The 21,720-nt window shown below is 63.3% G+C and carries 23 protein-coding genes; 11 read left to right on the top strand and 12 right to left on the bottom strand.

Annotated features, from left to right (window positions below; translation table 11 throughout):
• The gene (locus tag NKH23_RS10760; protein WP_352910852.1) at window positions 1-1,104 is read right to left on the bottom strand and encodes an NAD(P)/FAD-dependent oxidoreductase; all 1,104 of its coding nucleotides are present in this window, start codon (window positions 1,102-1,104) and stop codon (window positions 1-3) included.
• A gap of 96 nt (window positions 1,105-1,200) precedes the next feature.
• Between NKH23_RS10760 and NKH23_RS10755 the strand changes: the two genes are divergently transcribed.
• A complete protein-coding gene (locus NKH23_RS10755; RefSeq protein WP_353025860.1) occupies window positions 1,201-2,448 on the top strand; it encodes a cytochrome P450 in 1,248 nt (415 codons plus the stop codon).
• Window positions 2,449-2,481: 33 nt separating this feature from the next.
• Here the strand turns inward: NKH23_RS10755 and NKH23_RS10750 are convergent, their stop codons facing one another.
• From NKH23_RS10750 to NKH23_RS10725, 6 genes are all read right to left on the bottom strand, one after another.
• Window positions 2,482-2,832: a cupin domain-containing protein gene (locus tag NKH23_RS10750; protein ID WP_292654182.1), complete on the bottom strand. Its 351-nt coding sequence runs from the start codon at window positions 2,830-2,832 to the stop codon at window positions 2,482-2,484.
• Window positions 2,833-2,837: 5 nt separating this feature from the next.
• Window positions 2,838-4,118, bottom strand: coding sequence for an O-acetylhomoserine aminocarboxypropyltransferase (locus tag NKH23_RS10745; RefSeq protein WP_352714775.1), 1,281 nt, complete (start codon window positions 4,116-4,118; stop codon window positions 2,838-2,840).
• Window positions 4,119-4,297: 179 nt separating this feature from the next.
• Complete coding sequence (locus NKH23_RS10740; protein WP_292654186.1) at window positions 4,298-4,819, bottom strand: CoA-binding protein; 522 nt, start codon at window positions 4,817-4,819, stop codon at window positions 4,298-4,300.
• Window positions 4,816-5,592, bottom strand: a complete 777-nt coding sequence (locus NKH23_RS10735; RefSeq protein WP_353025886.1) for an AAA family ATPase — start codon at window positions 5,590-5,592, stop codon at window positions 4,816-4,818. Before NKH23_RS10735 ends, NKH23_RS10740 begins: the two co-directional genes overlap by 4 nt.
• Window positions 5,593-5,603: 11 nt before the next feature.
• Window positions 5,604-6,026: a VOC family protein gene (locus NKH23_RS10730; RefSeq protein WP_352910857.1), complete on the bottom strand. Its 423-nt coding sequence runs from the start codon at window positions 6,024-6,026 to the stop codon at window positions 5,604-5,606.
• Between the two features lie 9 nt (window positions 6,027-6,035).
• Window positions 6,036-6,857: an enoyl-CoA hydratase gene (locus tag NKH23_RS10725; protein WP_352714780.1), complete on the bottom strand. Its 822-nt coding sequence runs from the start codon at window positions 6,855-6,857 to the stop codon at window positions 6,036-6,038.
• A 149-nt stretch (window positions 6,858-7,006) separates the two neighbouring features.
• Between NKH23_RS10725 and NKH23_RS10720 the strand changes: the two genes are divergently transcribed.
• From NKH23_RS10720 to rpsI, 3 genes are all read left to right on the top strand, one after another.
• Entirely contained in the window at window positions 7,007-7,471 is a 465-nt protein-coding gene (locus NKH23_RS10720; RefSeq protein ID WP_353025857.1) for a PaaI family thioesterase, read from the top strand.
• Between the two features lie 212 nt (window positions 7,472-7,683).
• A complete protein-coding gene (rplM, locus tag NKH23_RS10715) occupies window positions 7,684-8,148 on the top strand; it encodes a 50S ribosomal protein L13 (RefSeq protein ID WP_023674645.1) in 465 nt (154 codons plus the stop codon).
• Window position 8,149: 1 nt separating this feature from the next.
• Window positions 8,150-8,632, top strand: a complete 483-nt coding sequence (gene rpsI / locus NKH23_RS10710) for a 30S ribosomal protein S9 (protein ID WP_023717316.1) — start codon at window positions 8,150-8,152, stop codon at window positions 8,630-8,632.
• 104 nt (window positions 8,633-8,736) lie between these two features.
• Here the strand turns inward: rpsI and NKH23_RS10705 are convergent, their stop codons facing one another.
• Complete coding sequence (locus NKH23_RS10705) at window positions 8,737-9,630, bottom strand: LysR family transcriptional regulator (protein ID WP_353025855.1); 894 nt, start codon at window positions 9,628-9,630, stop codon at window positions 8,737-8,739.
• A gap of 94 nt (window positions 9,631-9,724) precedes the next feature.
• On the opposite strand from NKH23_RS10705, the gene NKH23_RS10700 reads away from it, so the two are divergent.
• Window positions 9,725-10,609 carry an aldo/keto reductase family oxidoreductase gene (locus NKH23_RS10700; RefSeq protein WP_353034644.1) on the top strand — a complete coding sequence of 295 codons (885 nt, stop codon included), beginning with the start codon at window positions 9,725-9,727 and terminating at the stop codon, window positions 10,607-10,609.
• 30 nt (window positions 10,610-10,639) lie between these two features.
• Here NKH23_RS10700 and NKH23_RS10695 read toward each other — a convergent pair whose 3' ends face one another.
• Window positions 10,640-11,698, bottom strand: a complete 1,059-nt coding sequence (locus NKH23_RS10695) for a glycerophosphodiester phosphodiesterase family protein (RefSeq protein ID WP_353025853.1) — start codon at window positions 11,696-11,698, stop codon at window positions 10,640-10,642.
• Between the two features lie 287 nt (window positions 11,699-11,985).
• Between NKH23_RS10695 and speB the strand changes: the two genes are divergently transcribed.
• From speB to NKH23_RS10680, 3 genes are read left to right on the top strand one after another with little or no spacing between them, the layout of a single operon-like run.
• On the top strand, window positions 11,986-12,993 hold the full coding sequence (gene speB / locus NKH23_RS10690; protein ID WP_353025852.1) for an agmatinase: 1,008 nt from the start codon (window positions 11,986-11,988) through the stop codon (window positions 12,991-12,993).
• A 29-nt stretch (window positions 12,994-13,022) separates the two neighbouring features.
• Window positions 13,023-13,949, top strand: a complete 927-nt coding sequence (gene argC, locus NKH23_RS10685; protein WP_353025850.1) for an N-acetyl-gamma-glutamyl-phosphate reductase — start codon at window positions 13,023-13,025, stop codon at window positions 13,947-13,949.
• Window positions 13,950-14,789, top strand: coding sequence for an aminoglycoside phosphotransferase family protein (locus NKH23_RS10680; protein WP_353034642.1), 840 nt, complete (start codon window positions 13,950-13,952; stop codon window positions 14,787-14,789).
• Here the strand turns inward: NKH23_RS10680 and NKH23_RS10675 are convergent.
• Window positions 14,779-15,873, bottom strand: coding sequence for a COX15/CtaA family protein (locus tag NKH23_RS10675; protein WP_353025848.1), 1,095 nt, complete (start codon window positions 15,871-15,873; stop codon window positions 14,779-14,781). The two genes, NKH23_RS10680 and NKH23_RS10675, sit on opposite strands and share 11 nt — an antisense overlap.
• 151 nt (window positions 15,874-16,024) lie before the next feature.
• Between NKH23_RS10675 and NKH23_RS10670 the strand changes: the two genes are divergently transcribed.
• Window positions 16,025-16,252, top strand: coding sequence for a DUF2842 domain-containing protein (locus tag NKH23_RS10670; RefSeq protein ID WP_352715228.1), 228 nt, complete (start codon window positions 16,025-16,027; stop codon window positions 16,250-16,252).
• On the opposite strand, the gene NKH23_RS10665 is transcribed toward NKH23_RS10670, so the two are convergent.
• Window positions 16,249-17,307, bottom strand: a complete 1,059-nt coding sequence (locus NKH23_RS10665; protein ID WP_352714795.1) for a polysaccharide deacetylase family protein — start codon at window positions 17,305-17,307, stop codon at window positions 16,249-16,251. The genes NKH23_RS10670 and NKH23_RS10665 overlap by 4 nt on opposite strands.
• 89 nt (window positions 17,308-17,396) lie before the next feature.
• On the opposite strand from NKH23_RS10665, the gene NKH23_RS10660 reads away from it, so the two are divergent.
• Window positions 17,397-18,626 (top strand): GNAT family N-acetyltransferase, encoded by a 1,230-nt coding sequence (locus tag NKH23_RS10660; RefSeq protein ID WP_352714797.1) that lies wholly within the window; start codon window positions 17,397-17,399, stop codon window positions 18,624-18,626.
• A 21-nt stretch (window positions 18,627-18,647) separates the two neighbouring features.
• Here the strand turns inward: NKH23_RS10660 and NKH23_RS10655 are convergent, their stop codons facing one another.
• Window positions 18,648-20,897: a GumC family protein gene (locus NKH23_RS10655; RefSeq protein WP_352714799.1), complete on the bottom strand. Its 2,250-nt coding sequence runs from the start codon at window positions 20,895-20,897 to the stop codon at window positions 18,648-18,650.
• Window positions 20,898-21,152: 255 nt separating this feature from the next.
• Here NKH23_RS10655 and NKH23_RS10650 point away from each other — a divergent pair, with 255 nt between their 5' ends.
• Entirely contained in the window at window positions 21,153-21,716 is a 564-nt protein-coding gene (locus NKH23_RS10650; RefSeq protein WP_254817578.1) for a polysaccharide biosynthesis/export family protein, read from the top strand.
• The last annotated feature ends 4 nt before the right edge of the window (window positions 21,717-21,720 follow it).

Below are 21,720 nucleotides of genomic sequence, written 5' to 3'. Positions count from 1 at the left end.
TCAGGCCGCCTCGGCCCTGAGCCATTTCTTCAGGCCGTCGACATCGCCATTGCCGACGCAGGCCGCAACCCTTCTGCCAACTGCCGCGCCGAACTTGTAGCCGTGGCCGGAGCAGGCCGAGATAACCAGGCATTTGCCTTTCCGGTGGGCCAGGAACTTCTCGTCGGCGGTGAAGGTGTAGGCGCAGGTGACCACTTCGGTGACCTTGTATTCCGCGATGCGGGCAATCGGCGGCGAAAACAGGTTGCGGATCGCCTCACCCTCGCCCGGCACCGGCTGGCGGTTCCAGTCGGCATCGCTGGTCGGCACCCTGTGCAGGCCCGAGCCGAATTTCATGCTGGCGCCACCTGTCGGCGGGATTGCATAGCCGTCGACGCTGCCGCCGATGTCGAGGACAACGGGTGCAGCCTGCCAAGCTGCTTTCAGATCCGCCGGCGGTTCGACATAGGCGAGCGCGGTGCGCCAGGTTTTCAGTTGGCCATCCAGCTCCGGGAACAGTTTTAGCACCCAGGCGCCGGCAGCGACGATGATCCGGTCGGCCTGCATCGTTTCGCCGCTCGCAAGCACGACATGTCCGGCGTCGGCGTCGATCTCGACCACCTTGCTGTTTTCGTAGACATTGGCGCCATTCGCGCGCAGCCACGTGGCGAGGCCCCAGGCGATCTTGCGGCAGTGCAACGCGCCACCGTCCGGCGAAAAATACGCATAGCGGAACGAACCGGGCTGCAGGAACGGCCAGCGTTCGACCGCGGCGTCCGGTTCGAACAATTCGAACGGATAATTCCCGGCTTCCATGCCTTCGCGGTATTCCTCCGCCTCATCTCCCGGCTCCCGCGAAATACAGATGAAGCCGCGCGGATCGAGATGGCTTTCGCCGAGATCGGCCCACATCTCGTCCCATGCTTCGTAGGCTTCGGTGATCAGCCGGCCGTAGCCCGTTCCGGCCCGGTAGGCGCGGCGGATAATGCGATGATGGTCGCCCGACGCTGCAAGCGGATTGGGAATCGGTCCCTGCTCGACGATCGAGACGAGGTGACCGGCCTTGACCAGAGACCACGCTGTGGAAAGCCCGGCAATGCCCGCACCGACCACGATCACATTCATGAAACCGTCCTTCCGCAACCGCTTCGGCGGCTCACCTCTCGGGAGGGCCAACACACGGTCTGGCACCAGACTGGCAAGCCGCGCTAATGATCTGGCATGACCGAATTGAAGCCGCCCTACCTTGCCTTTGATCCAGCCACGCGTCGCCTGCGGCTCGATCCGCACGAGCCGGCTTTTTTCCAGGACCCTTACGAAGCTTACACCTTCCTGCACGGCGCATCGAACGCCTTCGTCTGGGAAGAATTTGGTTTCTGGTGCTTTGGCGGCTTCGACGACGTCAACCGTCTGTTGCGCGATCGCCGCTTCGGCCGGCAGAACCCGGCCGGCATTCCGGACAGCCGGGGCATCGGCCAGGACCGCACGCATCTCAGCGCCTTCGACGGCGTCGAGGCCAATTCGATGCTGGAGCTGGAGCCGCCCGTCCACACACGGCTCAGAACGCTGGTCAACCGCGCCTTCGTCTCGCGCCAGGTTGAGCGGCTCAGGCCGCGCGTCGAGGCGCTGGCCAACGAACTGATTGACCGTTTCGAACCAGGAGGAGTCGACCTGCTGCCGGCGTTCGCCGCTCCCTTGCCGATTACCATCATTGCGGAAATGCTCGGCGTGCCGGTCGACATGGGGCCGCAGCTGCTCGACTGGTCGCATCGGATGGTCGCCATGTATATGCATGGCCGCACCCGCGAGACCGAAGAGACGGCCAATCGCGCCGCGCGCGACTTTTCCGATTTTCTGCGCGGCTACGTCGCCGAGCGGCGAAAGAGGCCGGGCGAGGATCTTCTGTCGCTGCTGATTGCGGCACAGGAGGACGGCCAGAAACTGTCGGAGGACGAACTGGTGTCCTCGGCAATCCTTTTGCTCAATGCCGGTCATGAGGCAACTGTCCACCAGACCGGCAATGCGGTGCGCTCGATCCTTGCGCAAGGCGGCGACCCGCGCCGCTTCTTCGCCTCACTGGAAGCAACAGCCGCGACGGTCGAAGAGTGCCTGCGCTTCGACGCGCCGCTGCACATGTTCACGCGCTACGCCTATCAGGAGGTCGAGGCCGGGCCGGGGATCATCGTCCAGCCGGGCGAGACGATCGGGCTGTTGCTCGGCATGGCCAATCGCGACCCTACTGCGTTTGCCGAGCCCCTCGCCTTCAGGCCGGACCGTGCCGACCAGAAGAACGTATCGTTCGGCGCCGGCATCCATTTCTGCATCGGCGCGCCGCTCGCCCGGCTCGAACTGCAGGTGTCGCTGAAAACCCTGTTCGAGCGCTTGCCGCGGCTCCATCTCGCCGAACAGCCACGCTTCCGCGACAGCTATCATTTCCACGGGCTGGAAACGCTCGCGGTACGCTTTTGAGCATTCGATCCGGCAGGCTCAGCCGCAGGGTGATCAAAGCTTGATCACATACTCCTTGCGAGTCGTTTCAAGCACTTCCCAGCTGCCCTTGAAGCCCGGCCTCAGCACGAAACTATCGCCGGCCCCGACAGTGCGCGCATCGCCGCCGTCTTCGGCGATCACCGAGACCCCTGAAAGGATGTGGCAGAACTCCCACTCATCATATTCGATGCGCCATTTGCCTGGCGTCGCTTCCCATATGCCGGCATAGAGGCCGCCGTCCTGCTCCTCAACATTCCAGGTGCGGAATTTCGGATCGCCCGAAATCAGGCGATCCGGCGCCGGTGCGCCAAGCTCCGGTTCGACGGTGTCGACGCCGACGGAAAGAAATTTCGGCCTGGTCATGGCGATCAAACCTTGGCGAGAGCCTGTTCCAGATCGGCGACGATGTCGTCGACATCCTCGATACCGACCGAAAGCCTGACCGTGTCCGGCCCTGCCCCGGCGTTGATCTTCTGCTCGTCGGAAAGCTGGCGATGCGTGGTCGATGCCGGGTGGATGACCAGCGACTTGGTGTCGCCAACATTGGCCAGGTGCGAGAACAGTTCGAGCGCTTCGACGAATTTGATGCCCGCCGCGTAGCCGCCCTTCAACCCGAAGGTGAACACCGCGCCGGCGCCAAGCGGCGAGTACTTCTTCTGCAACGCGTTGTTCTTGTCACTGGGCAGGCCGGGATAGGACACCCAGGCGACCTTGGGGTGGTTGGAGAGCCATCCGGCGACCGCCGCCGCGTTGTCGCAATGGCGCTGCATCCTGAGCGGCAAGGTTTCCAGGCCAGTCAGGATCAGGAACGCGTTGAACGGCGAAATCGCGGCGCCGATATCGCGCAGGCCGAGCACGCGGGCGGCAATGGCGAAAGCGAAATTGCCGAAGGTTTCGTGCAGGACGAGGCCGCCATATTCAGGGCGCGGCTCCGAAAGCATCGGATATTTGCCCGACTTCGACCAGTCGAAGGTGCCGCCGTCGACGATGGCGCCGCCGATCGAATTGCCGTGGCCGCCGATGAACTTGGTCAGCGAATGCACGACGATGTCGGCGCCATGTTCGATCGGCCGCAGCAGATAGGGCGAGGCTAGCGTGTTGTCGACGATCAGCGGCAGGCCGTGCTTACGGGCAATGTCGCCGATCTTCTCGATATCGACGAAGACGCCGCCCGGATTGGCCAGGCTTTCGATGAAGATCGCCTTGGTCCTGTCGTCGATCTGGCTCTCGAAGGTCGACATGTCATTGGTGTCGGCCCAGCGCACCTGCCAACCGAAATTCTTGAAGGCGTGGCCGAACTGGTTGATCGAGCCGCCGTAAAGCTTTGTCGCTGAAACGAAATTGTCGCCGGGCTGCATCAGGTTGTGGAAGACCAGCACCTGCGCGGCATGGCCGGAGGCGACGGCAAGGCCTGCCGTGCCGCCTTCGAGTGCCGCGATGCGCTCTTCCAGCACCGCTTGGGTCGGGTTCATGATGCGGGTGTAGATGTTGCCGAACGCCTTCAGCCCGAACAGCGAGGCGGCATGGTCGGCATCGTCGAAGACGAAGGAGGTCGTCTGGTAGATCGGCGTCGCTCGCGCCCCTGTCGCCGGATCCGGCTTGGCGCCGGCATGGACGGCGAGCGTATTGAAACCGGGCGTGCGGGCCATCGAAAACCTCCCCCAATGGTGAATGGTGAATGGTGAATGGTGAATGGTGAATGGTGAATGGTGAATGGTGAATGGCAAAGTCGGCCAGCCCCACCCTGATTGCAAGCGGCTCATATGCCGCCTTGCCCGCCTTCCAGAAAAATCCTTCTATTCACCATTCACCATTCACCATTCACTACCTACTTCTGGCGAACGCCGAAACTCTGGAACCCCGGGCGCATCAGCGGCTTCTTGGAGGACAGCACGCCTGAATTGACGCCGGTCCAGCCGATCTCGCCGGACAGCTTGCCATATTCGATCTTGGGGCAACGGTTCATCACCACCTTGATGCCGGCGGCTTCGGCGCGTGCGGCTGCCTCGTCATGGCGTATGCCAAGCTGCATCCAGATGACCTTCGGCAGCGGATCGAGCCGCAATACCTCGTCGACAATGCCCGGCACGGCAGAGGAAGCGCGAAACACGTCGATCATGTCGACAGGTCCCGGAACGTCGGCGAGCCTGGCGTAGGTCATCTGGCCGAGGATCTCCTTGCCGGCCTGGCCGGGATTGATCGGGAACACCGAAAACCCCTTGCCGAGCAGATATTTCAGCACGAAATAGCTCGGCCGCACGTCATTGGCCGACGCGCCGACCATGGCGATGGTCTTCACCGAATTGAGGATGCCGGCGATATAGGCGTTGTCGTAGGCGTCGTGGTTCATGCCTCGTCCTCATACAGCGCTTCGGCGAGAAAACCATCTGGATCATTGCAAAAATTGCGCATCATGCGGAAATGGTCGGTATCGCTAAAATCGGTGGGATCGAGCCCGGACCGGCTGATGCTGAACAGCCGCGCGCCGGGACAGGCTATCAGCAGCGGCGAATGCGTGGCCATGATCACCTGTGCCGTGCCGGACTGGTCCATCCGCCGCAGCATCTTGAGAAGTTCGATCTGGCGCGTCGGCGACAAGGCGCTTTCGGGCTCGTCCAGGATGTAAATGCCTTGCCGGCGGCAGCGCTCCTCGAAGAACCTGATGAAGCCCTCGCCATGCGACCAGGACAGGAAGTCGGGCGGCGCCTCATGTGCGTCGATGGCAGCCTGATCGAGATAGCGGGCGACCGAATAGAAGGATTCGGCGCGAAAGAACCAGCCTGCGGTGACCTTCGGCAGCCAGTGGCCACGCAACGTTGCCGCCAGCGCCGCGCCGCTCTTGTCGATGGCTCGGGAGTGGTCGACCGGCATGTAGCCCTTGCCGCCGCCAGCTTCATCGTAGCCGGCCAGCGCGCCGATCGCTTCGAGCAATGTCGATTTGCCGGTGCCGTTCTCGCCGACGATGATGGTGATCGGCGTGGTGAATTCGAGCTCGAATTCGTGGCCGTGAAAGATCGGCAGGTTCCAGGGATATTTTTCCCAATCGACGACCCGGCCGGGCTCGATCAGGATACGCTTGAGATAGGGCGCCTTCAGCCGCGTCAGTTGCTTGCGATGAGCCAGAGGGAACCTCGTCAAGCCGGCAGCGAAATCGATCCGTCTTCCGCGATCGGAAAAGCCGGATTGTGCGCCACTTCCCAGACATGCCCGTCAGCATCGGCGAAATAGCCATACCAGCCGCCCCAGAAGGCGCGTTGCGCCGGCTTGACGATACGGCCGCCGGCCGTCTCGGCCAGCGCCAGCACTGCATCGACCTCGGCGTCGGAGCGGGTGTTGTAGGCAAGGTAAACGGCCGACGGCGCTTTGCCGAAGGTCACGCCTGAATCCTCCTCGGCGCTTGGGCGCGGAAACAGGGCAAGGATGGCGCCGCCCATCTGGAAGAAGGCAACGCCGTCGGTGATCCCAGCGTGGCGGGTCAGGCCCATCGCCTCATAAAAGCGCGTGGCGCGGTCGAGATCGTCCGTGGCGATGGTGATGATGGAGATGCGCGGTTCCATATCCGCCTCCTATTCCTCCGGCCATTCCGGCTTGCGCTTGCCGATGAAGGCGCCAATGCCCTCTTCCGCATCGCGCGCCAGCATGTTCTCGACCATGACGCGCCCAGTGTAATCATAGGCCTCGGCCAGCCCCATTTCCGCCTGCTCGTAGAAGGCTTCCTTGCCGATCTTGACGACCAAGGAGGATTTGGACGCAATGGTTTGCGCGTATTTGGTGACGATCTGATTCAGATATTCGCGCGGCACGACGCGGTTGACCAAGCCGAATTCCTTGGCGGTTGCCGCATCGATCGTCTCGCCGGTCAAAAGCATCTCCATGGCGTGCTTGCGCGAGACATTGCGCGACAGCGCCACCATCGGTGTCGAACAGAACAGTCCGATATTGACGCCAGGCGTGCAGAAGGTCGCCTCGTGCGAGGCGATGGCGAGGTCGCAGCTGGCGACCAGCTGCGACCCGGCCGCCGTCGCCAGTCCGTCGACTTCGGCGATCACCGGCTTGGGATGGCGAACGATCGCCTGCATCAGTGAAGCGCAGGCGGAAAACGTCTTTTCGAAGAAGGCCCTGCCGCGATCGGCATCGGCGCGATGCGTGCTCAACTCCTTGAGGTCGTGCCCGGCGCAGAACACTTTGCCGGCCGCCCCAAGGACGATGACGCGGACGGACTTGTCGGCCTTGGCGCGGTCGAGTTCCGTCATCAGCGCCGCCATCACTGCAAGCGAAAGAGCATTGGCCGGCGGATTGGCGAGCGTAAGGCGCAGCACGCCCTTATCCAGCCGGGCGGCGACCGGCCCTTCGGCAACGGCAGGCTTGATGGCGACGATTTCGGCCATGATCGTTCCTCCGCGATTCCGGATCGGTGATGGACTAATCTAGTATGCGGGTCTCGCTTCGTCCAACACCCCGCTTCTGCAATAATGAATGGCTGTTGCCAGAAACGGCACGCTACGCTCATACAGGTAGGCGCAAACGAGAGACCGACATGCCTGCTCAAAGCAATCTCAAGCCGGTGCTGACGGCTGCCGAAATCAACGCGCTGATGGCGACCGTTTTCCCGCAACTCAACGACCAGTTCACCTTCTATGAGGCGTTGGAGGTGTTTCCAGGCGGCTGTATCGTGCGGCTCAATGCAGACGAGCGCCATTTGCGTCCCGGCGGCACCGTGTCGGGTTCGGCGCTGTTCACGCTGGCCGACATAGGCGGCTATGTCTGCGTGCTCTCGCATGCCGGGCCGGATGCGCTTTCGGTCACCACCAATCTCAACATCAATTTTGTCCGCAAGGCCGAGGCCGGGCCGATCGACGGCCATTGCCGCATCCTCAAGCTCGGCAAGAGCCTGATGGTGTTCGATATCGACATCGTCGCCGGACCCGACGGACACACGGTGGCGCACGCCACGGGCACCTATTCGATCCCGCCGAGGCGGATCAACGATGTGGTAAAATAATACCTTTCAGTTAAATCATTGTTTTTGTTTGTTTTTGCTTGCCATTCTTCTTTTCACGCGCCTTGACGCGATAACCACCCTCCCCTATAAGCCCTGACGAAGCAGCGGCCCGCAAAGGCCGCCGTTTTGTTATTGGCGACGGCAAGTGCCTTTCGCCAATCCAAGCAACAAGAAACGCCTTCTTTGAAGGTCCGAACCGAAAGCAACAATCCATGGCAACCTTTTCGCAGAAGCCTGCGGATGTGGTGAAGAAGTGGGTGCTGATCGACGCCGAGGGTCTCGTCGTCGGCCGTCTCGCCACTGTCATCGCCAATCATCTTCGCGGCAAGCACAAGCCCACCTTCACCCCGCACGTCGACGACGGCGACAACGTCATCGTCATCAATGCCGACAAAGTGGTGTTCACCGGCAAGAAGTTCACCGACAAGGTCTATTACTGGCACACCGGCCACCCCGGCGGCGTCAAGGAGCGCACCGCGCGCCAGCTGCTCGAGGGCCGCTTTCCCGAGCGTGTCGTGGAGAAGGCCGTTGAACGCATGATCCCGCGTGGCCCGCTCGGCCGTCGCCAGATGAAAAATCTCCGCGTCTATGCAGGCACGGAACATCCGCATGTCGCCCAGCAGCCCGTCGTCCTCGACGTGGCCAAGCTGAACGCCAAGAACAAGAAGGTTTCGTAAAATGGCTGAGCTTTCCTCGCTCGCAGAACTCGGAACTGCCACCGGCAACACCAACACCCAGCCGGCAGCACCCGTCCATGTCCAGAAGCTCGACAAATCGGGCCGCGCCTACGCTACCGGCAAGCGCAAGAACGCCATCGCCCGTGTCTGGGTGAAGCCCGGCTCCGGCAAGATCGTCGTCAACGACAAGGTGTTCGCCGAATATTTCGCGCGTCCGGTGCTGCAGATGATCCTCAACCAGCCGATCATCGCCGCCAACCGCGCCGGCCAGTACGACATCGTTGCCACCGTCATCGGCGGCGGCCTCTCCGGTCAGGCCGGTGCCGTGCGCCACGGCATCTCCAAGGCGCTGACCTATTACGAGCCGGCGCTGCGCGCCGTGCTCAAGAAGGGTGGCTTCCTGACCCGCGACAGCCGCGTCGTCGAGCGCAAGAAATACGGCAAGGCGAAGGCCCGCCGGAGCTTCCAGTTCTCCAAACGCTAAGCACTGCGCAATTACACACTATCGAAAGGCCGCCTCCGGGCGGCCTTTCTTTTCGTGCAGAGCCATCACCCATCGGGCGCGGCTCGTACGCATGCTGGCGGACTTCAGACTTTGATGAAGTCAATGAACGCCCGCAGCGGCGCCGGCACGAGGCGCCGGCCGGGATAATAAAGGAACGGCCCGGAGAAGCTCTGCCACCACGGTTCAAGCACCGGTTCGAGCGCCCCGCTCTCGAAGTGAGGGCGTAGCCAATCCTCGAAGATGCTGACCACGCCGGTGCCGGCGATGGCTGCATCGACCGCGAGATCGGCTCCCCCGCCCAGGGTCACGATCAGCGGTCCCGTCGGGTCGACCCGCACCACCTCGCCGTCGCGCTCGAATTCCCACGGCGGCATTGCACGGCTGGCAAAGCGGCCACGCAGGCAGGCGTGGCCGAGCAGGTCGCTCGGGTGTTGCGGCCGGCCATGACGATCCAGGTAGGCAGGGCTGGCGGCGGTGGCGAAGCGCTGCACGCGCGGTCCGATCGGCACGGCGATCATGTCCTGCTCCAGCCGCTCGTCATAGCGGATGCCGGCGTCGCAGCCCGCCGCCAGCACATCGACAAAGCTTTCCTCGGCGATCACCTCCAGCCGGATGCCGGGATAGGCGGCAAGGAACCGCGGGACGATGCCGGGCAGCACCAGTCGCGCCGCGCTGACCGGCACGTTGAGGCGCAGCGTACCTGCCGGCCTGTCGCGAAAGCCGTTCACCACGTCGAGGGCCGACTCCACCTCGGTCAAGGCAGGACCGAGCCGCGCCAGCAGGCCTTCGCCGGCTTCCGTCAGGACAACGCTGCGGGTCGTCCGGTTGAGCAGCCTGACACCGAGTTGCGTCTCCAGGCGCCGCACCGCCTCGCTCAAGCCGGACGCACTGCCGCCGCTGGCGCGTGCCGCATCCCGAAAACCTTTGGCGCGCGCTACGGCCACGAAGGCGTTCAGGTCCCCAAGATCAATCTGCATTGTTCGTCATTCCGCACAGCCCGTGCGAATTGTACCCAATTATCATGAGATCGGACAGCGTCTATCTGTGCACCGTTCCTGAAGGAGAAAAACCATGTCCAGCCTCGACCAGTCCGGCACATTCATCCTCGGCGACCGCAAAGTCAGACGACTCGGCTACGGCGCCATGCAGCTCGCAGGGCCAGGCGTCTTCGGCCCACCAAAGGACCACGACGCGGCATTGGCCGTGCTGCGCGAAGCCGTTGCACAAGGCGTCAATCACATCGACACCAGCGACTTCTATGGCCCGCACGTGACCAACCTGTTGATCCGCGAAGCGCTCGCACCCTATCCCGACGACCTCGTTGTCGTCACCAAGATCGGCGCCCGACGCGGCCAGGACGGATCGTGGCTGCCGGCCTTCTCGGCCCAAGAACTCCCCAAGGCCGTGCACGACAATCTGCACAATCTCGGACTCGACGTGCTGGAGGTGGTCAACCTTCGGGTCATGTTCGACGCGCATGGCCCCGCCGAAGGGTCGATCGAGGCGCCGCTCGCCGCACTCGCCGAGCTTCAGCGACAGGGCCTAGTGCATCATATCGGGCTGAGCAACGTCACCGCTGCGCAGATCGCCGAAGGCCGCAGGATCTGCAAGATCATCTGCGTGCAGAACCAGTACAATCTGGCGCATCGGGGCGACGATGCCTTGATCGACGATCTCGCCCGCGACGGCATCGCCTATGTGCCGTTCTTCCCGCTTGGCGGCTTCAACCCGCTGCAGTCGTCGACCTTGTCTAAGGTCGCGGCACGCCTCGGCGCCACGCCCATGCAGGTCGCGCTCGCCTGGCTGCTTCGCCGCGAGCCAAACATTCTTCTGATCCCCGGCACGTCGTCAGTTGCGCATCTCAGGGAAAATCTCGCCGCGGCGGAACTCGAACTGTCGGAAGATGCACTCGAGGAATTGGACGGCATCGGCGGCAATGTCCGCGCTCACGCGTAGCGTGGCAATCACTCTGGTTCGTGCCCGGCCTTAGTTAATGCTGGCCGTGTTGGCCGGCTCGGCCGGGCGCTTCTCACCGGCATAGGGTACGCGAAAACCGTTCGCCGCCAGCCAACCGATGGCGGCCCTCGGTTCGTCGGTCTGGATGATGGTGGCGCCGCGCTCGACCCAGAAGCCGTAGGTCTCGCGCGGCAGGCTGGCCGCGACCGCCAGCTCGTCACCGCGGCCGCCGGCGAGGAAGCCGCCCGGCTTGTTAACGATGGCGTAGGTGTCGGCCCAGATGTGCCAGTCGCCCCTCACCGCCAGCGCGCGCATGTGTGGGCTGAACAGCGGACCGCCGGTCTCGGTCAGCGTCTCTGATCCTGAGCGCCAGTTGATCATCTCGACGGCGCACACCGAGAAGGCCCGGCTGACTTTCTCGGCAAACATGGCGTCGCGAACCGCATCATCGGCGATGATCGGCATGAACTGGAAGCCGCTGCCGATCGCGTCCATGGCGGTTTTGACGGTGGCGATGCGCTCCGCATTCCACAGATTCTCCTTGACGATCACCTGTTCGGCCATGCCGAGGTCGCGCGCGACCGCGACCATGCCAGCGAGGCTTTCGGTATCGAGCTTATTGTCGAGATTGATGAGGATCCTGTCCCTGGTCGTCATCAACATCTCGCGCAACGTCGAGACCGTCTCGCCCGTAACGGCGCCGGTGCCTTCGATCACCAACCGGCAGGTCTTGAGTTCGGCCAGCGTGCGGGTGACCACCTCGCCCTTGCAGTTCGTCGTGCGGTCAAGCCAGCTGTCATGCATGACGACGAACTCGCCGTCCTTCGAGCGCCTGATGTCGACCTCGACGATTTCGGCGCCCATTGCAATCGACGCCTCGACGGCGGCGATCGAATTTTCGGGATAGAGCGTCTTGCCGGCCTGCATGCCGCCGGCGCGGTGCGCGGCCACCATCACATGGTCGCGCCACTGGTTGGCGTGCTCGAAGCGGTTAAGAATCTGCCTGGCGCGCGTTTCGCCTGCCGATGCATGGCCAAGGGAGGCCGCCAGCGCCGCGGAAAGCAGAAGGCTCAGCCAAGTCGTTCGCATGAGAATCGCTCCGTACCGGGATCGCACCCCGTTAAGCGATGCCCGTGACAGGCAGGTGAACGAAGCCGGCTTGCAAAATGCCGGAAAATCAGGTCAGCGCCGGCCGAAGCAGCCGTTGGCGGCTACTTTCGGTCGCTTGCCAGGCAATCTCCTGGCCAGCCATGCGGAGCGCGTCTGGCAAGCAAGAACTTGTGACCGGGCTCGAATGGCCTCGGTTCTCCGAAGGAGTCGCAATTCTGAGAATTATGTCCAATAAGGTTGCGCGTCGACGCACAGGAGATCGCTTCATGCCGCCAAGGACCATAGATCACGCCTTCACTACCCGCTCCAGGACGGGCGCGTCGTTTGAGCCGACCTATGCCGGCGCGCTGTCGTTCATGCGGCGCAAATATTCGAAGGACGTGAAGGGCGCCGATGCAGTGGTGTGGGGCATTCCCTTCGATGCGGCGGTCACCAATCGGCCGGGCGCGCGTTTCGGACCGCAGGCGATTCGCCGCGCCTCGGCCATCCTCGACAACGATCCGCAATATCCGTTTTCGCGCGACCTGTTCGAACAGCTTGCCGTGATCGACTTTGGCGATTGCCTGCTCGACAGCGGCAATCACCAGAAGACGCCTGCTACAATCGAGCGCGAAGCGGCAAGGATCCTGAAATCCGGCGCCTTCCTGCTATCGCTCGGCGGCGACCATTTCGTCACCTGGCCGCTGCTCAAGGCGCATGCCGCCATCCACGGCCCGCTGGCCCTGGTGCAGTTCGACGCACACCAGGACACCTGGCCCGACGACGGCAAGCGCATCGATCATGGCTCGTTCGTCGGCCGTGCGGTCAAGGAGGGCATCATCGACCCCGACCGGTCGATCCAGATCGGCATCCGCACCCATGCGCCCGACACGTTCGGCATCAAGATCCTGTATGGCCATGAAGTGGAGGAAATGCGGGCGTCCGACATCGCCTATGCCATCGTCGACCGTACCGGCGGCAAGAAGACCTATGTCACTTTCGACATCGATTGCCTGGACCCGGCTTTTGCGCCCGGCACCGGAACGCCGGTCGCGGGAGGCCCGTCTTCGGCAAAGATCCTGTCGGTGCTGCGCCAGATCAACCAGGTCGATATCGTCGGCGCCGACGTCGTCGAGGTTGCGCCAGCCTATGATCACGCCGATATAACGGCAATTGCCGGCTCGATGGTGGCCATGCACTATCTCGGGCTGCTGGCGGAACGAAAGGCCCGGCTCGAGGAAATGAACCAGGGCAATCACAGCGTTGCCGGATTGAATCTGGCAAGCGGCATATAGCTTTGAGACAACAGGAATTTTGACAGGCAATGAAACCGAAAATCTTCATCGACGGCGAGCACGGCACCACCGGCCTGCAGATCAGGGCGCTGCTTGCCGAGCGCGGCGACCTGGAAATCATCTCCATCCCGACCGAGCGCCGCAAGGAAACGGCAGCGCGCGCCGAGTTCCTCAATGCCGCCGATGTCGCGATCCTCTGCCTACCGGACGCGGCCGCCAAGGAAAGCGTCTCGCTGATCGCCAATGACACCACCAAAGTGATCGACGCCTCGACGGCGCATCGTGTCGCCGATGGGTGGGAATATGGTTTCGCCGAAATGGACAAGGACCAGGCGAAGAAGATCGCTTCGGCGAAGCGCGTCGCCAATCCGGGCTGCTGGCCGCAAGGACCGATCGCGACGCTGCGGCCGCTGGTTGCGGCGGGGCTGCTGCCGGCCGATTTTCCGGTCACCGTCAACGGAATTTCCGGCTATTCCGGCGGCGGCCGGCCGATGATCGAGGATTATGTCGCCAAGGGGGATGATGCGCCGGAATTCCTGCCCTACGGGCTGACGCTGCAGCACAAGCACGTGCCTGAGCTCAGGACCTATGCCAAGCTTTCGCACGATCCGATCATGCAGCCGGCGGTCGGCAATTTCGCGCAAGGCATGATCACGGTGGTGCCGCTGCAACTCGGCGGCCTCGACCATGTGCCGACCGGCGCCGAGCTTCACGCAGCGATCGCCGATCATTTCGCTTCCATCGATGGCGGCGCGGTCGAGGTGGCGCCCTATCTGCATCAGGAACGCATGCCTGAGATCGATCCGGAGATCTATAATGGCACCAACCGGATGAAGCTCTACGTCTTCGCCAATGACGATCGAGCGCAGGCGCTGCTGCTTGCGGTCTACGACAATCTCGGCAAGGGCGCCTCGGGCGCCGCCGTGCAGAACATGGATCTGATGCTCGGCCTCTGAATGGATGTGCCGGCATTTCCAAAGCGCTGGAAGGTCGGCGCGCCCGAACTCGTCGCCGAAACGTTCAGCAGCCGCATCTGGAAGGTTGCTCGCGAGGACGGCTCACCGGCAATCGTCAAGGATCTAAAACCTTTCGACGATGTGGAGGACGAATTGCGTGGCGAGCATTTCCTCGCCTGGCGACGCGGGGAAGGCGCGGTGCGGCTGCTCGGCCGTGATGGCCACCGCATGCTGCTCGAATACGCCGGCGAAATCTTGCTGTCACAGATCATTGCGGATCAGGACGACAATGCCGCCACCGCCATCGCGGCGGAGGTGATGGCGAAGCTGCTCTCGCCTTCGACGCACCCTGCCCCGCCGGACCTTCAGCCGCTGCGGACACGGTTTTCCAGCCTGTTCAAAAAGGCGAAGGCCGATCACGCCGCCGGCGAAAGGGGCCTGTATGTCGAAGCAGCCGAAATCGCGGAACGGCTGTTGTCCAATCCGCATGACGTGCGGCCGCTGCATGGCGATCTGCATCACGACAACATCATGCACGGTCCACGTGGCTGGCTGGCGATCGATCCGAAGGGCGTTCTCGGCGACCCGGGCTTCGATGCCGCCAACATGTTCTACAACCCACTCGACCGAGACGATCTTTGCCTCGATCCGCGGCGGATCGCCCATATGGCGCAAGTCTTTGCCGCAACGCTCGGCCAGACGGCGCCCGCCATACTGGACCACGCCGTTGCCAATGGTTGCCTGTCGGCTGCATGGCACCATGAAGATCGCAATGCGGTCGACGAAAACCGCGAGTTGGCGATTGCCGCGGCAATCCGGCGGGTGCGGCTCAGCCTCTGAGAGCAATCTCGTGGGGCAGCGGGTAAGCGCCCTTGGTACCGCGCCAATGCGCGGCGGCGAAGCCCAGCAGAACCAGCGCGAATGCCTGATGCGTCAGGGCCATGTGCAGCGGCACCTGCATCAATAGGGTGCCGATGCCGATCGACGCCTGCACCACGACAATCAGGAACAGCAGCGTCGCGCGCCGGGCATGCGTCGTGCCCGGCAGGCGCCGGCGTGCCGCGATCATGTGCCAGAGCGCGACCGCGAAGATCGTGTAGGCGCCGACCCGGTGGACGAACTGCACCGTCTTCGGGTTTTCGAAGAAATTGCGCCATGCCGGCTCGAGCAGCAGCAGGTCGCCGGGGAGCAGCTTGCCGTCCATCAGCGGCCAGGTGTTGTAGCTCAAGCCGGCATCGAGCCCTGCGACCAGCCCGCCGAGATAGATCTGGACCAGCGCCAGCAGCACCAGAAAGCCGGCCAGACGTTGCGTCGAGCGGTCGGCGGCAGGTTCCGAGTGCGGCGCCAGCCCACGCGCGACCACCATGGTCGCCGTGAAGATCAGCGCCGCCAGCGTCAGATGCGTCGCCAGCCGATATTGGCTGACCGAAACCCGGTCAACCAACCCGGACGCCACCATCCACCAGCCTATCGCGCCCTGCAGCCCGCCGAGCAGGAGGATGCCCGACAATTTCGTGCCGAGGCCGCGCTCGATGCGGCGCGTCGCCCAGAAGAACAGCAACGGCAGGGCGAAGACCACGCCGACACTACGCGCCAGGATGCGGTGCACCCATTCCCACCAGAAGATCGATTTGAAAGCCTCGATGCTCATGCCCTTGTTGAGTTCGGCATATTGCGGGATCTGCTGGTAACGCACGAACTCCTCCTGCCACTCGGCATCATTGAGCGGCGGGATGACGCCGTGCATCGGCTGCCATTCGGTGATCGACAGGCCGGAATCGGTGAGCCTTGTGGCGCCGCCGACCAGCACCAGCGCAAACAGCACCAGGAGCACGACATAGAGCCAACCGCGCATCAGCGCACGGTTGCGAAGGTCGCGATCGCGGGCGACGACAGGCGCGGCGTCGGATAGGGCAGCAGCCATGGGTTTGTCCCGGCAGTTGAGGTCGCGGATTGGTGAACCATCGCAACCCGGCTTGCAAGGCCGGGCGGCGCGGCACGCCGTCGCGCCGTTTCTGGCGGGTTGCGCGCATCGGCTGTTCGGCCTAAGCGATAGCGATCAACGAGATCGCGCCATGCCCATTCGCCTGAAAAAGCTGATCGGAAGCTTCCTGCTGGTAGTGCTGGTCATCGTCTATGCGCTGGTCGCATCGATCGTGGCGGTTGCCCAACTGGCGCAGTCCGGGCCGCTGGCGCACTTCATCTTCTTCCTGCTCAGCGGGCTTTTGTGGGTGCTGCCGGCGATGGGCATCATCAAATGGCTGATCCTGGAGCCGCGCCCGAAGAGCCGAGGCAACAGTTAGATCGTCACCACCGTCTTGCCGGCATTGGCCAGCGGCGTCGTCACGCCCGACAACATTGTTCGGATGTGGGCGACGCTCTGATAGCGGCCATTGACCGAAATGCGCGGCAGGGCATGCAGGAACCCGGCATGCTCGGCGCGGAGTATGCCGTGGCGGGTCGTCACCGCCGAGGCATAGCCGGCATCGCGGACAAGGCTCACTTCGCGACGGCCGACGGCGCCGGCATAACCGTAGGGATAGGCGAAATGGCGCGGCTCCTCGCCGAGTTTGGCCTGCAATATGCGCTTGACGTCGCCGATCTCATGTCGCGCATCGCTCTCGGAAAGCCGCTTCAGATTGCAGTGGTTGACGCTATGCGCGCCGATCGTCACCAGCGGGTGCTCGGCCATGGTGCGGATCTCGTCCCAGTTCATCAGCGTGCTCGGGCGCGGACCGCCCAACTCGATGCCGTTCGAGCGCGCCAGATCGCGCAACACCGCACGCTGGTCCTGCTCGCGCACCTTCAGCGTCAGATGAGCGTGCAGGCGCGCATTGGCCTGGACCTTTTTTCCCGGACTCGAGCAGTCGATCGTCACCGGGCCATCCGGCGTCGTCAGCGTCAGGCGATCGCGCGCATTGACGATGTCCTCGACCATGTCCCACCACAAATCGGCAGCGCCGTCGATCAGTCCCGGCGCGACGTAGATGGTGATCGGCGCGCCGTGCTTCTCCAGCACCGGCAGCGCCTCGGTCATGTTGTCTCGATAGGCGTCGTCGGCGGTGATCGTCGCGAACTGGCTGTCCTTGTCGCCAGCCTCGATGCGCTCGATCGCTTCGTCCAGCGTGACGAAACTGTAGCCGTTCGCCTTCATGTCGGCGATCACGGTGTCGAGAAACCCAGGCGCGATGTTCAAGTGGCGGTTGACGCCGTTCGGCTTTTCCGGTGTCGCGGTGACCCGATGCAGCATCAGGATGGCGCCGAGGCCGCCGATAAACGGCTTGGCCAGCGGCGCGAGACCGGAATAGCGGGCGAGATTGAGCGCCAGTTTGCGGATTGCCTCGCCCCCGTCGATCATTCATTCACCTTTTGCGCCTAAGCTCATCAAGCATGGAATGCGCCTGCGCGGACCCCCAATCGCGACGAATACGCCCTAAGGATTGAGGTATGGTTGACGCCACCGCGTCATTTGACGGCAATCGGCTGGCAAGCAGCGAGGCGTCGCCGTGTGCCTTGCCGGCCGGCAAAGCCGGTCTGTCAACCTCGGTCGCCGACAGTGCGGCGCTGGCGGCGTACGCCGAATTCTGCCGTTCGGCGCTTTTTGCCCCGGCGCAGAGCGCAGGCTGGATCCTGAACTGGGCCGCACATACCGGCGCCGACGTTGTCGTTGCGACGCTGCGCGCCGACGACAGGCCGGTTTTCTCGCTGGCGCTGGAGGTCACTCGCAGTGGAGCGTTCCGCGTCGCCCGCTTCATGGGCGGCCGCCATGCCAACGGCAATTTTGCCGCCGCCGACCCGCAATGGCTGGCGAGTGCCGATAGCGCGGCGATCCGTACTATGCTGGCTGCGATTGCCAAGGCGCGGCGCGACATCGATCTTGTCGCGCTAGAGCGGCTGCTGCCCGATTTCGACGGCGTACACAACCCGCTCTCCGCCTTGCCGCATTTTTCGAGCCCCAATCTGTCGCTGGCCGCTGGTCTTGCAGGAGGGTTTGATGCACTGCTCACCCGGGTGAGTGGCAAGCGCAGGCGCAAGAAGCATCGCTCGCAGGCGCGCAAGTTCGAGGCCGTCGGCAGCTGTCGCCGCATCGAGGCGAAGACTGCGGACGAGGTGAACAGGCTGCTCGACGCCTTTTTCGAGATGAAGGAATTCCGCTTCCGCAAGATGGGCATCGCCAATGTTTTCGGTGAGGCGGAGGTGCGCGCTTTTTTCCGCTCGCTGTTTACCGACGCGCTCCAAGAGGAAGATCCGTCCTTCGTGCTGCATGGGCTGGAAGTCGCCGGCAAGCTTCGTGCAGTCACCGGATCGAGCCGCTCGGGCAAGCGGCTGATCTGCGAATTCGGGGCGATCGCCGAGGATGACCTCGCACATACCAGCCCCGGCGACTTCCTGTTCTTCGAGAACATCCAGGAAGCCTGCGAGGCGGGTTTTGAAATCTATGATTTCTCAGTCGGCGACGAACCCTACAAGCGATTGTGGTGCGACCTCGAAACGCAGCATTTCGAGGTGCTGGTTCCGCTGACGCTGAAGGGTCGGGGGCTGGCGCTTGTGCTCAGGCATGGCGCGCGCGCGAAGGCCTTCATCAAGCACAGGCCGACAGTCTGGAAGCTGACCAAGCTGCTGCGCCGCAAGGCCGCGGGGCAGACAGTGCCGGCCGCGGGCGAAGACGACAGCTGATTTCGATTTGAGAAAACTGCCTCAGGCGGCCGAGCGCCGTCCCGGCATTGGCCCCGGCGCGACATGACCGATCGGCGTGACCAGCGTCAGGTCGGGATAGCCGCTCTCGATGAGCGCGACCGCGGCCTGCGTCACCTCGTCGTCCGGCTCCAGCATGGAGAGCAAGACCTCGGTCCCCTCGCCCACCAGGCGGCTGATGCCTTGCGCGTCGGCCGGTCCGCATTCGACCACGACCAGATCATAGGCGGTGGTCAGCGACTGCATGATGATCGGCAGCCGGTCGGCGGCGCGCATGGCGCGGACCGGATCGGCTGTGCCGACGGGAATAACGTGGCAGTCCGAATAGAGATCGGGGTGGATCACATCGCTGAACTGCGCTTGCGAGGCGAGCAGATCGGTGATGCCCGGAAACAGCCCGCTGTCCAGCATCGGCCGCGAGGCGGCACCCGAAGCGGTGAGATCAAGCAGCAGCACGCGTAGCCCGGCGTCGGAGACTGCGCGCGCCACCAGCACCGCCGAGGCGGTCGCCTCGTCGCCTTCTGGCGACACGAATATGGCGCGGGCGGCACCGGTGGCGATCAGTTTTTCCGCGGCCTTGTCGATGTCGACCTCGCCGAGGGTAGAACGTGCCGGTTCAATGTCTCCAGCAGCCATCTCAGAGTACTCCGGTTCGATTTTCTCGGCAGCCGCTTCCGCCACCGCGACGGGTTCCGGCTCCACTTTGGTTTCGATAATCTTGTCGTCGTCGGTCTCATCGATCTCGACGACTGCCGGTTCGGGCCGGGCAACCGGCGGGCCGGGCTCGGCCATTACGCGGTCGGCCTGGACAGCCGGCATCGCAACCTGCTCGATGCGCTCGAAATGGGCACCGGCGGCCGGACGCATGGCGCGGCCGGAAAACAGTTCCTGCAGCAGCGTGACGATCGCCATGATGAGCAACGAGCCGACAAAGGCCGCACTGACAATCGGACCAATCTTGGGGAAATAGGGTTCGGTCGGCACCTGGGCCTCCGAAAAAACGCGAGCGTCGACAGGCAGGTAGTTGCGATCCTTGCGTGCGGCCGCCTGGAGATAGCTGGACGAATAGAGATCGAGCTGCTGACGCTTGGTCGCGGCATCACGCTGCAGCGCATCGAGTTCCACCTGCTCTTCGCCGGCGCGGGCGGACGCCGCCTTCAGCGTGTTGACGTCGGCCATGAGTTGAGCCTCTCGCGCCTTCGCCGTCTCGGCCTGCGCCATCAGACCCTTCATGATCTTTTCCGCTTCGTTGCGGATCTGGCGGTCGAGATCGGCGAGCTGCGACTTCAGCGCGCGGATGCGCGGATGGTTGTCGAGCAAGGTGGTGGAAAGGTCGGCGATGTTGTTCTTGAGTTCGACTTGCCGCTCGCGCAGGCGCTGGATCAGTTCGGAAGACAACACCTCCGGAACGGCATCCAGCGAGCCGCCATTACGCAACGCCCTGCGCACGCTGTCGGCGGTCGCGTCCGCCGAAGCGCGGTTGGCGCGCACCCGTGACAGTTCGCTCGACAATTCGGACAGCTGCTGGGTGGCAAGCACCGAATTGTTGTTGCCCATCAAAAGATCGGACTGCGCACGGAATGCGGCAACCTTGGCTTCCGCCTCCTTCACCCGATTCTGCAGATCCGCGATTTCCGGCGCCAGAAAGTCGGTGGCGGCAGAATTCGATTCGAGCTTGGCATTGCCCTTGGAGGCGATATAGGCGTTTGCAATGGCGTTCGGGATCGCGGCGGCAAGCTTTGGATCCTCCGACGAGAACTCGATTGCTATCGCGCGGGTTTTTTCGACGCCATAGACGTTGAGCTTCTCATGCATTGCGTCCAGCACGCGCTCTTCCAGCGGGATCTCGAAGGGATCGCTTTTCAAGCCAACGAGGACAAGGGTGCGGCTCAGCGCCGACATCTTCAGCGCCTCGTCGAATTCGGGCAATTTCGCGAGGTTGAGCTTCGCCGCCACCTGTTTGAGGATGTCGGGGGACGAAATTATCTGGACCTCGGTGGCCACAGCCTCTTCGTCGGGAATCGACCGCTCGTTGCCGTTGGTACCGGCCGGCCGCGTGAACTCCGATTCTCGAGGCCCGATCTCCAGCTTGGCTGCCGCCTTGTATTCGGGCGTTGCAAGCCAGGCGAGCGCAAAGGCCAGGCCGGTTACCACCAGCGCGACGACAACGATGCGCAGCCAGTTTCGCGTCAGGCTGGCGAAAAGCTGCCTGAGATCGACGTCGACATCTGCGGCCGCGGATTGAACGGACATGCATCCCTGCTCCGGTACTGAGTCAGCATGCACCGTAAACAACTATGGTAACTCAGCCGTTAATATCGCGGTAAGAACCTGTTAGGCTCTACTAACAAGCCGCAAACAAGAGGCTGAAAACCATCTGCATTGGTCGATCGGCCCCGCATCGGCCGTGCGCCTTTACCGGCCATTAACCCTAACAGGATGATAACCGAGCTCGATCGTTAAGGTTTGCCGCAGAGTCGCCGGCTATTCAAAGGTACGTGTCCGCTCATGAAAAGCACTGCTCCCCTTTTCCGCGCGCTGCTTGCCGTATCGATGCTTTCGGGCTGCTCCAGCTACCGGCCGACGCCGGCCGCATTCCATGAAGTGCTCGACCAGCCCTATCGCCTCGGTGCCGGCGACCGCGTCCGCGTCACCGTGTTCGAGCAGGAAGGATTGACGAACACCTACAGCGTCGACCAGTCCGGCTATCTCTCGCTGCCGCTCGTCGGCAACGTGCCGGCGCGCGGCCATACCGCCCAGCAGCTCGAGGGCGAGATCGCCGAGAAACTGCGCCAGGGCTATTTGCGGGATCCCGACGTTTCGGTCGAAATCGATCGCTACCGACCGATCTTCGTCATGGGTGAAGTGGGCGCGGCGGGCCAGTATTCCTACGTTCCGGGCCTGACCGTGCAGAAAGCCGTCGCAATCGCCGGCGGGTTCACGCCGCGCGCCAACCAGGAAAGCGTCGACATTACCCGCGACATCAACGGCAAAGTGATAACTGGACGCGTGGTGACCTCCGACCCGCTGTTGCCCGGGGATACAGTCTACGTTCGCGAACGCCTGTTTTGATGTG

It is taken from the genome of Mesorhizobium sp. M1328 (genome assembly GCF_040318075.1).
Classification (GTDB): domain Bacteria; phylum Pseudomonadota; class Alphaproteobacteria; order Rhizobiales; family Rhizobiaceae; genus Mesorhizobium.
Note: the sequence above shows the minus strand (reverse complement) of the source record. Positions and strands in the feature narration are given on the sequence as shown.

Bases quoted from the DNA above. Each gene is read 5' to 3' on its own strand.
- NKH23_RS10760 (WP_352910852.1), bottom strand. From the start codon at position 1,104: ATGAATGTGATCGTGGTCGGTGCGGGCATTGCCGGGCTTTCCACAGCG.
- NKH23_RS10755 (WP_353025860.1), top strand. From the start codon at position 1,201: ATGACCGAATTGAAGCCGCCCTACCTTGCCTTTGATCCAGCCACGCGT.
- NKH23_RS10750 (WP_292654182.1), bottom strand. From the start codon at position 2,832: ATGACCAGGCCGAAATTTCTTTCCGTCGGCGTCGACACCGTCGAACCG.
- NKH23_RS10745 (WP_352714775.1), bottom strand. From the start codon at position 4,118: ATGGCCCGCACGCCCGGTTTCAATACGCTCGCCGTCCATGCCGGCGCC.
- NKH23_RS10740 (WP_292654186.1), bottom strand. From the start codon at position 4,819: ATGAACCACGACGCCTACGACAACGCCTATATCGCCGGCATCCTCAAT.
- NKH23_RS10730 (WP_352910857.1), bottom strand. From the start codon at position 6,026: ATGGAACCGCGCATCTCCATCATCACCATCGCCACGGACGATCTCGAC.
- NKH23_RS10725 (WP_352714780.1), bottom strand. From the start codon at position 6,857: ATGGCCGAAATCGTCGCCATCAAGCCTGCCGTTGCCGAAGGGCCGGTC.
- NKH23_RS10720 (WP_353025857.1), top strand. From the start codon at position 7,007: ATGCCTGCTCAAAGCAATCTCAAGCCGGTGCTGACGGCTGCCGAAATC.
- rplM (WP_023674645.1), top strand. From the start codon at position 7,684: ATGGCAACCTTTTCGCAGAAGCCTGCGGATGTGGTGAAGAAGTGGGTG.
- rpsI (WP_023717316.1), top strand. From the start codon at position 8,150: ATGGCTGAGCTTTCCTCGCTCGCAGAACTCGGAACTGCCACCGGCAAC.
- NKH23_RS10705 (WP_353025855.1), bottom strand. From the start codon at position 9,630: ATGCAGATTGATCTTGGGGACCTGAACGCCTTCGTGGCCGTAGCGCGC.
- NKH23_RS10700 (WP_353034644.1), top strand. From the start codon at position 9,725: ATGTCCAGCCTCGACCAGTCCGGCACATTCATCCTCGGCGACCGCAAA.
- NKH23_RS10695 (WP_353025853.1), bottom strand. From the start codon at position 11,698: ATGCGAACGACTTGGCTGAGCCTTCTGCTTTCCGCGGCGCTGGCGGCC.
- speB (WP_353025852.1), top strand. From the start codon at position 11,986: ATGCCGCCAAGGACCATAGATCACGCCTTCACTACCCGCTCCAGGACG.
- argC (WP_353025850.1), top strand. From the start codon at position 13,023: ATGAAACCGAAAATCTTCATCGACGGCGAGCACGGCACCACCGGCCTG.
- NKH23_RS10680 (WP_353034642.1), top strand. From the start codon at position 13,950: ATGGATGTGCCGGCATTTCCAAAGCGCTGGAAGGTCGGCGCGCCCGAA.
- NKH23_RS10675 (WP_353025848.1), bottom strand. From the start codon at position 15,873: ATGGCTGCTGCCCTATCCGACGCCGCGCCTGTCGTCGCCCGCGATCGC.
- NKH23_RS10670 (WP_352715228.1), top strand. From the start codon at position 16,025: ATGCCCATTCGCCTGAAAAAGCTGATCGGAAGCTTCCTGCTGGTAGTG.
- NKH23_RS10665 (WP_352714795.1), bottom strand. From the start codon at position 17,307: ATGATCGACGGGGGCGAGGCAATCCGCAAACTGGCGCTCAATCTCGCC.
- NKH23_RS10660 (WP_352714797.1), top strand. From the start codon at position 17,397: ATGGTTGACGCCACCGCGTCATTTGACGGCAATCGGCTGGCAAGCAGC.
- NKH23_RS10655 (WP_352714799.1), bottom strand. From the start codon at position 20,897: ATGTCCGTTCAATCCGCGGCCGCAGATGTCGACGTCGATCTCAGGCAG.
- NKH23_RS10650 (WP_254817578.1), top strand. From the start codon at position 21,153: ATGAAAAGCACTGCTCCCCTTTTCCGCGCGCTGCTTGCCGTATCGATG.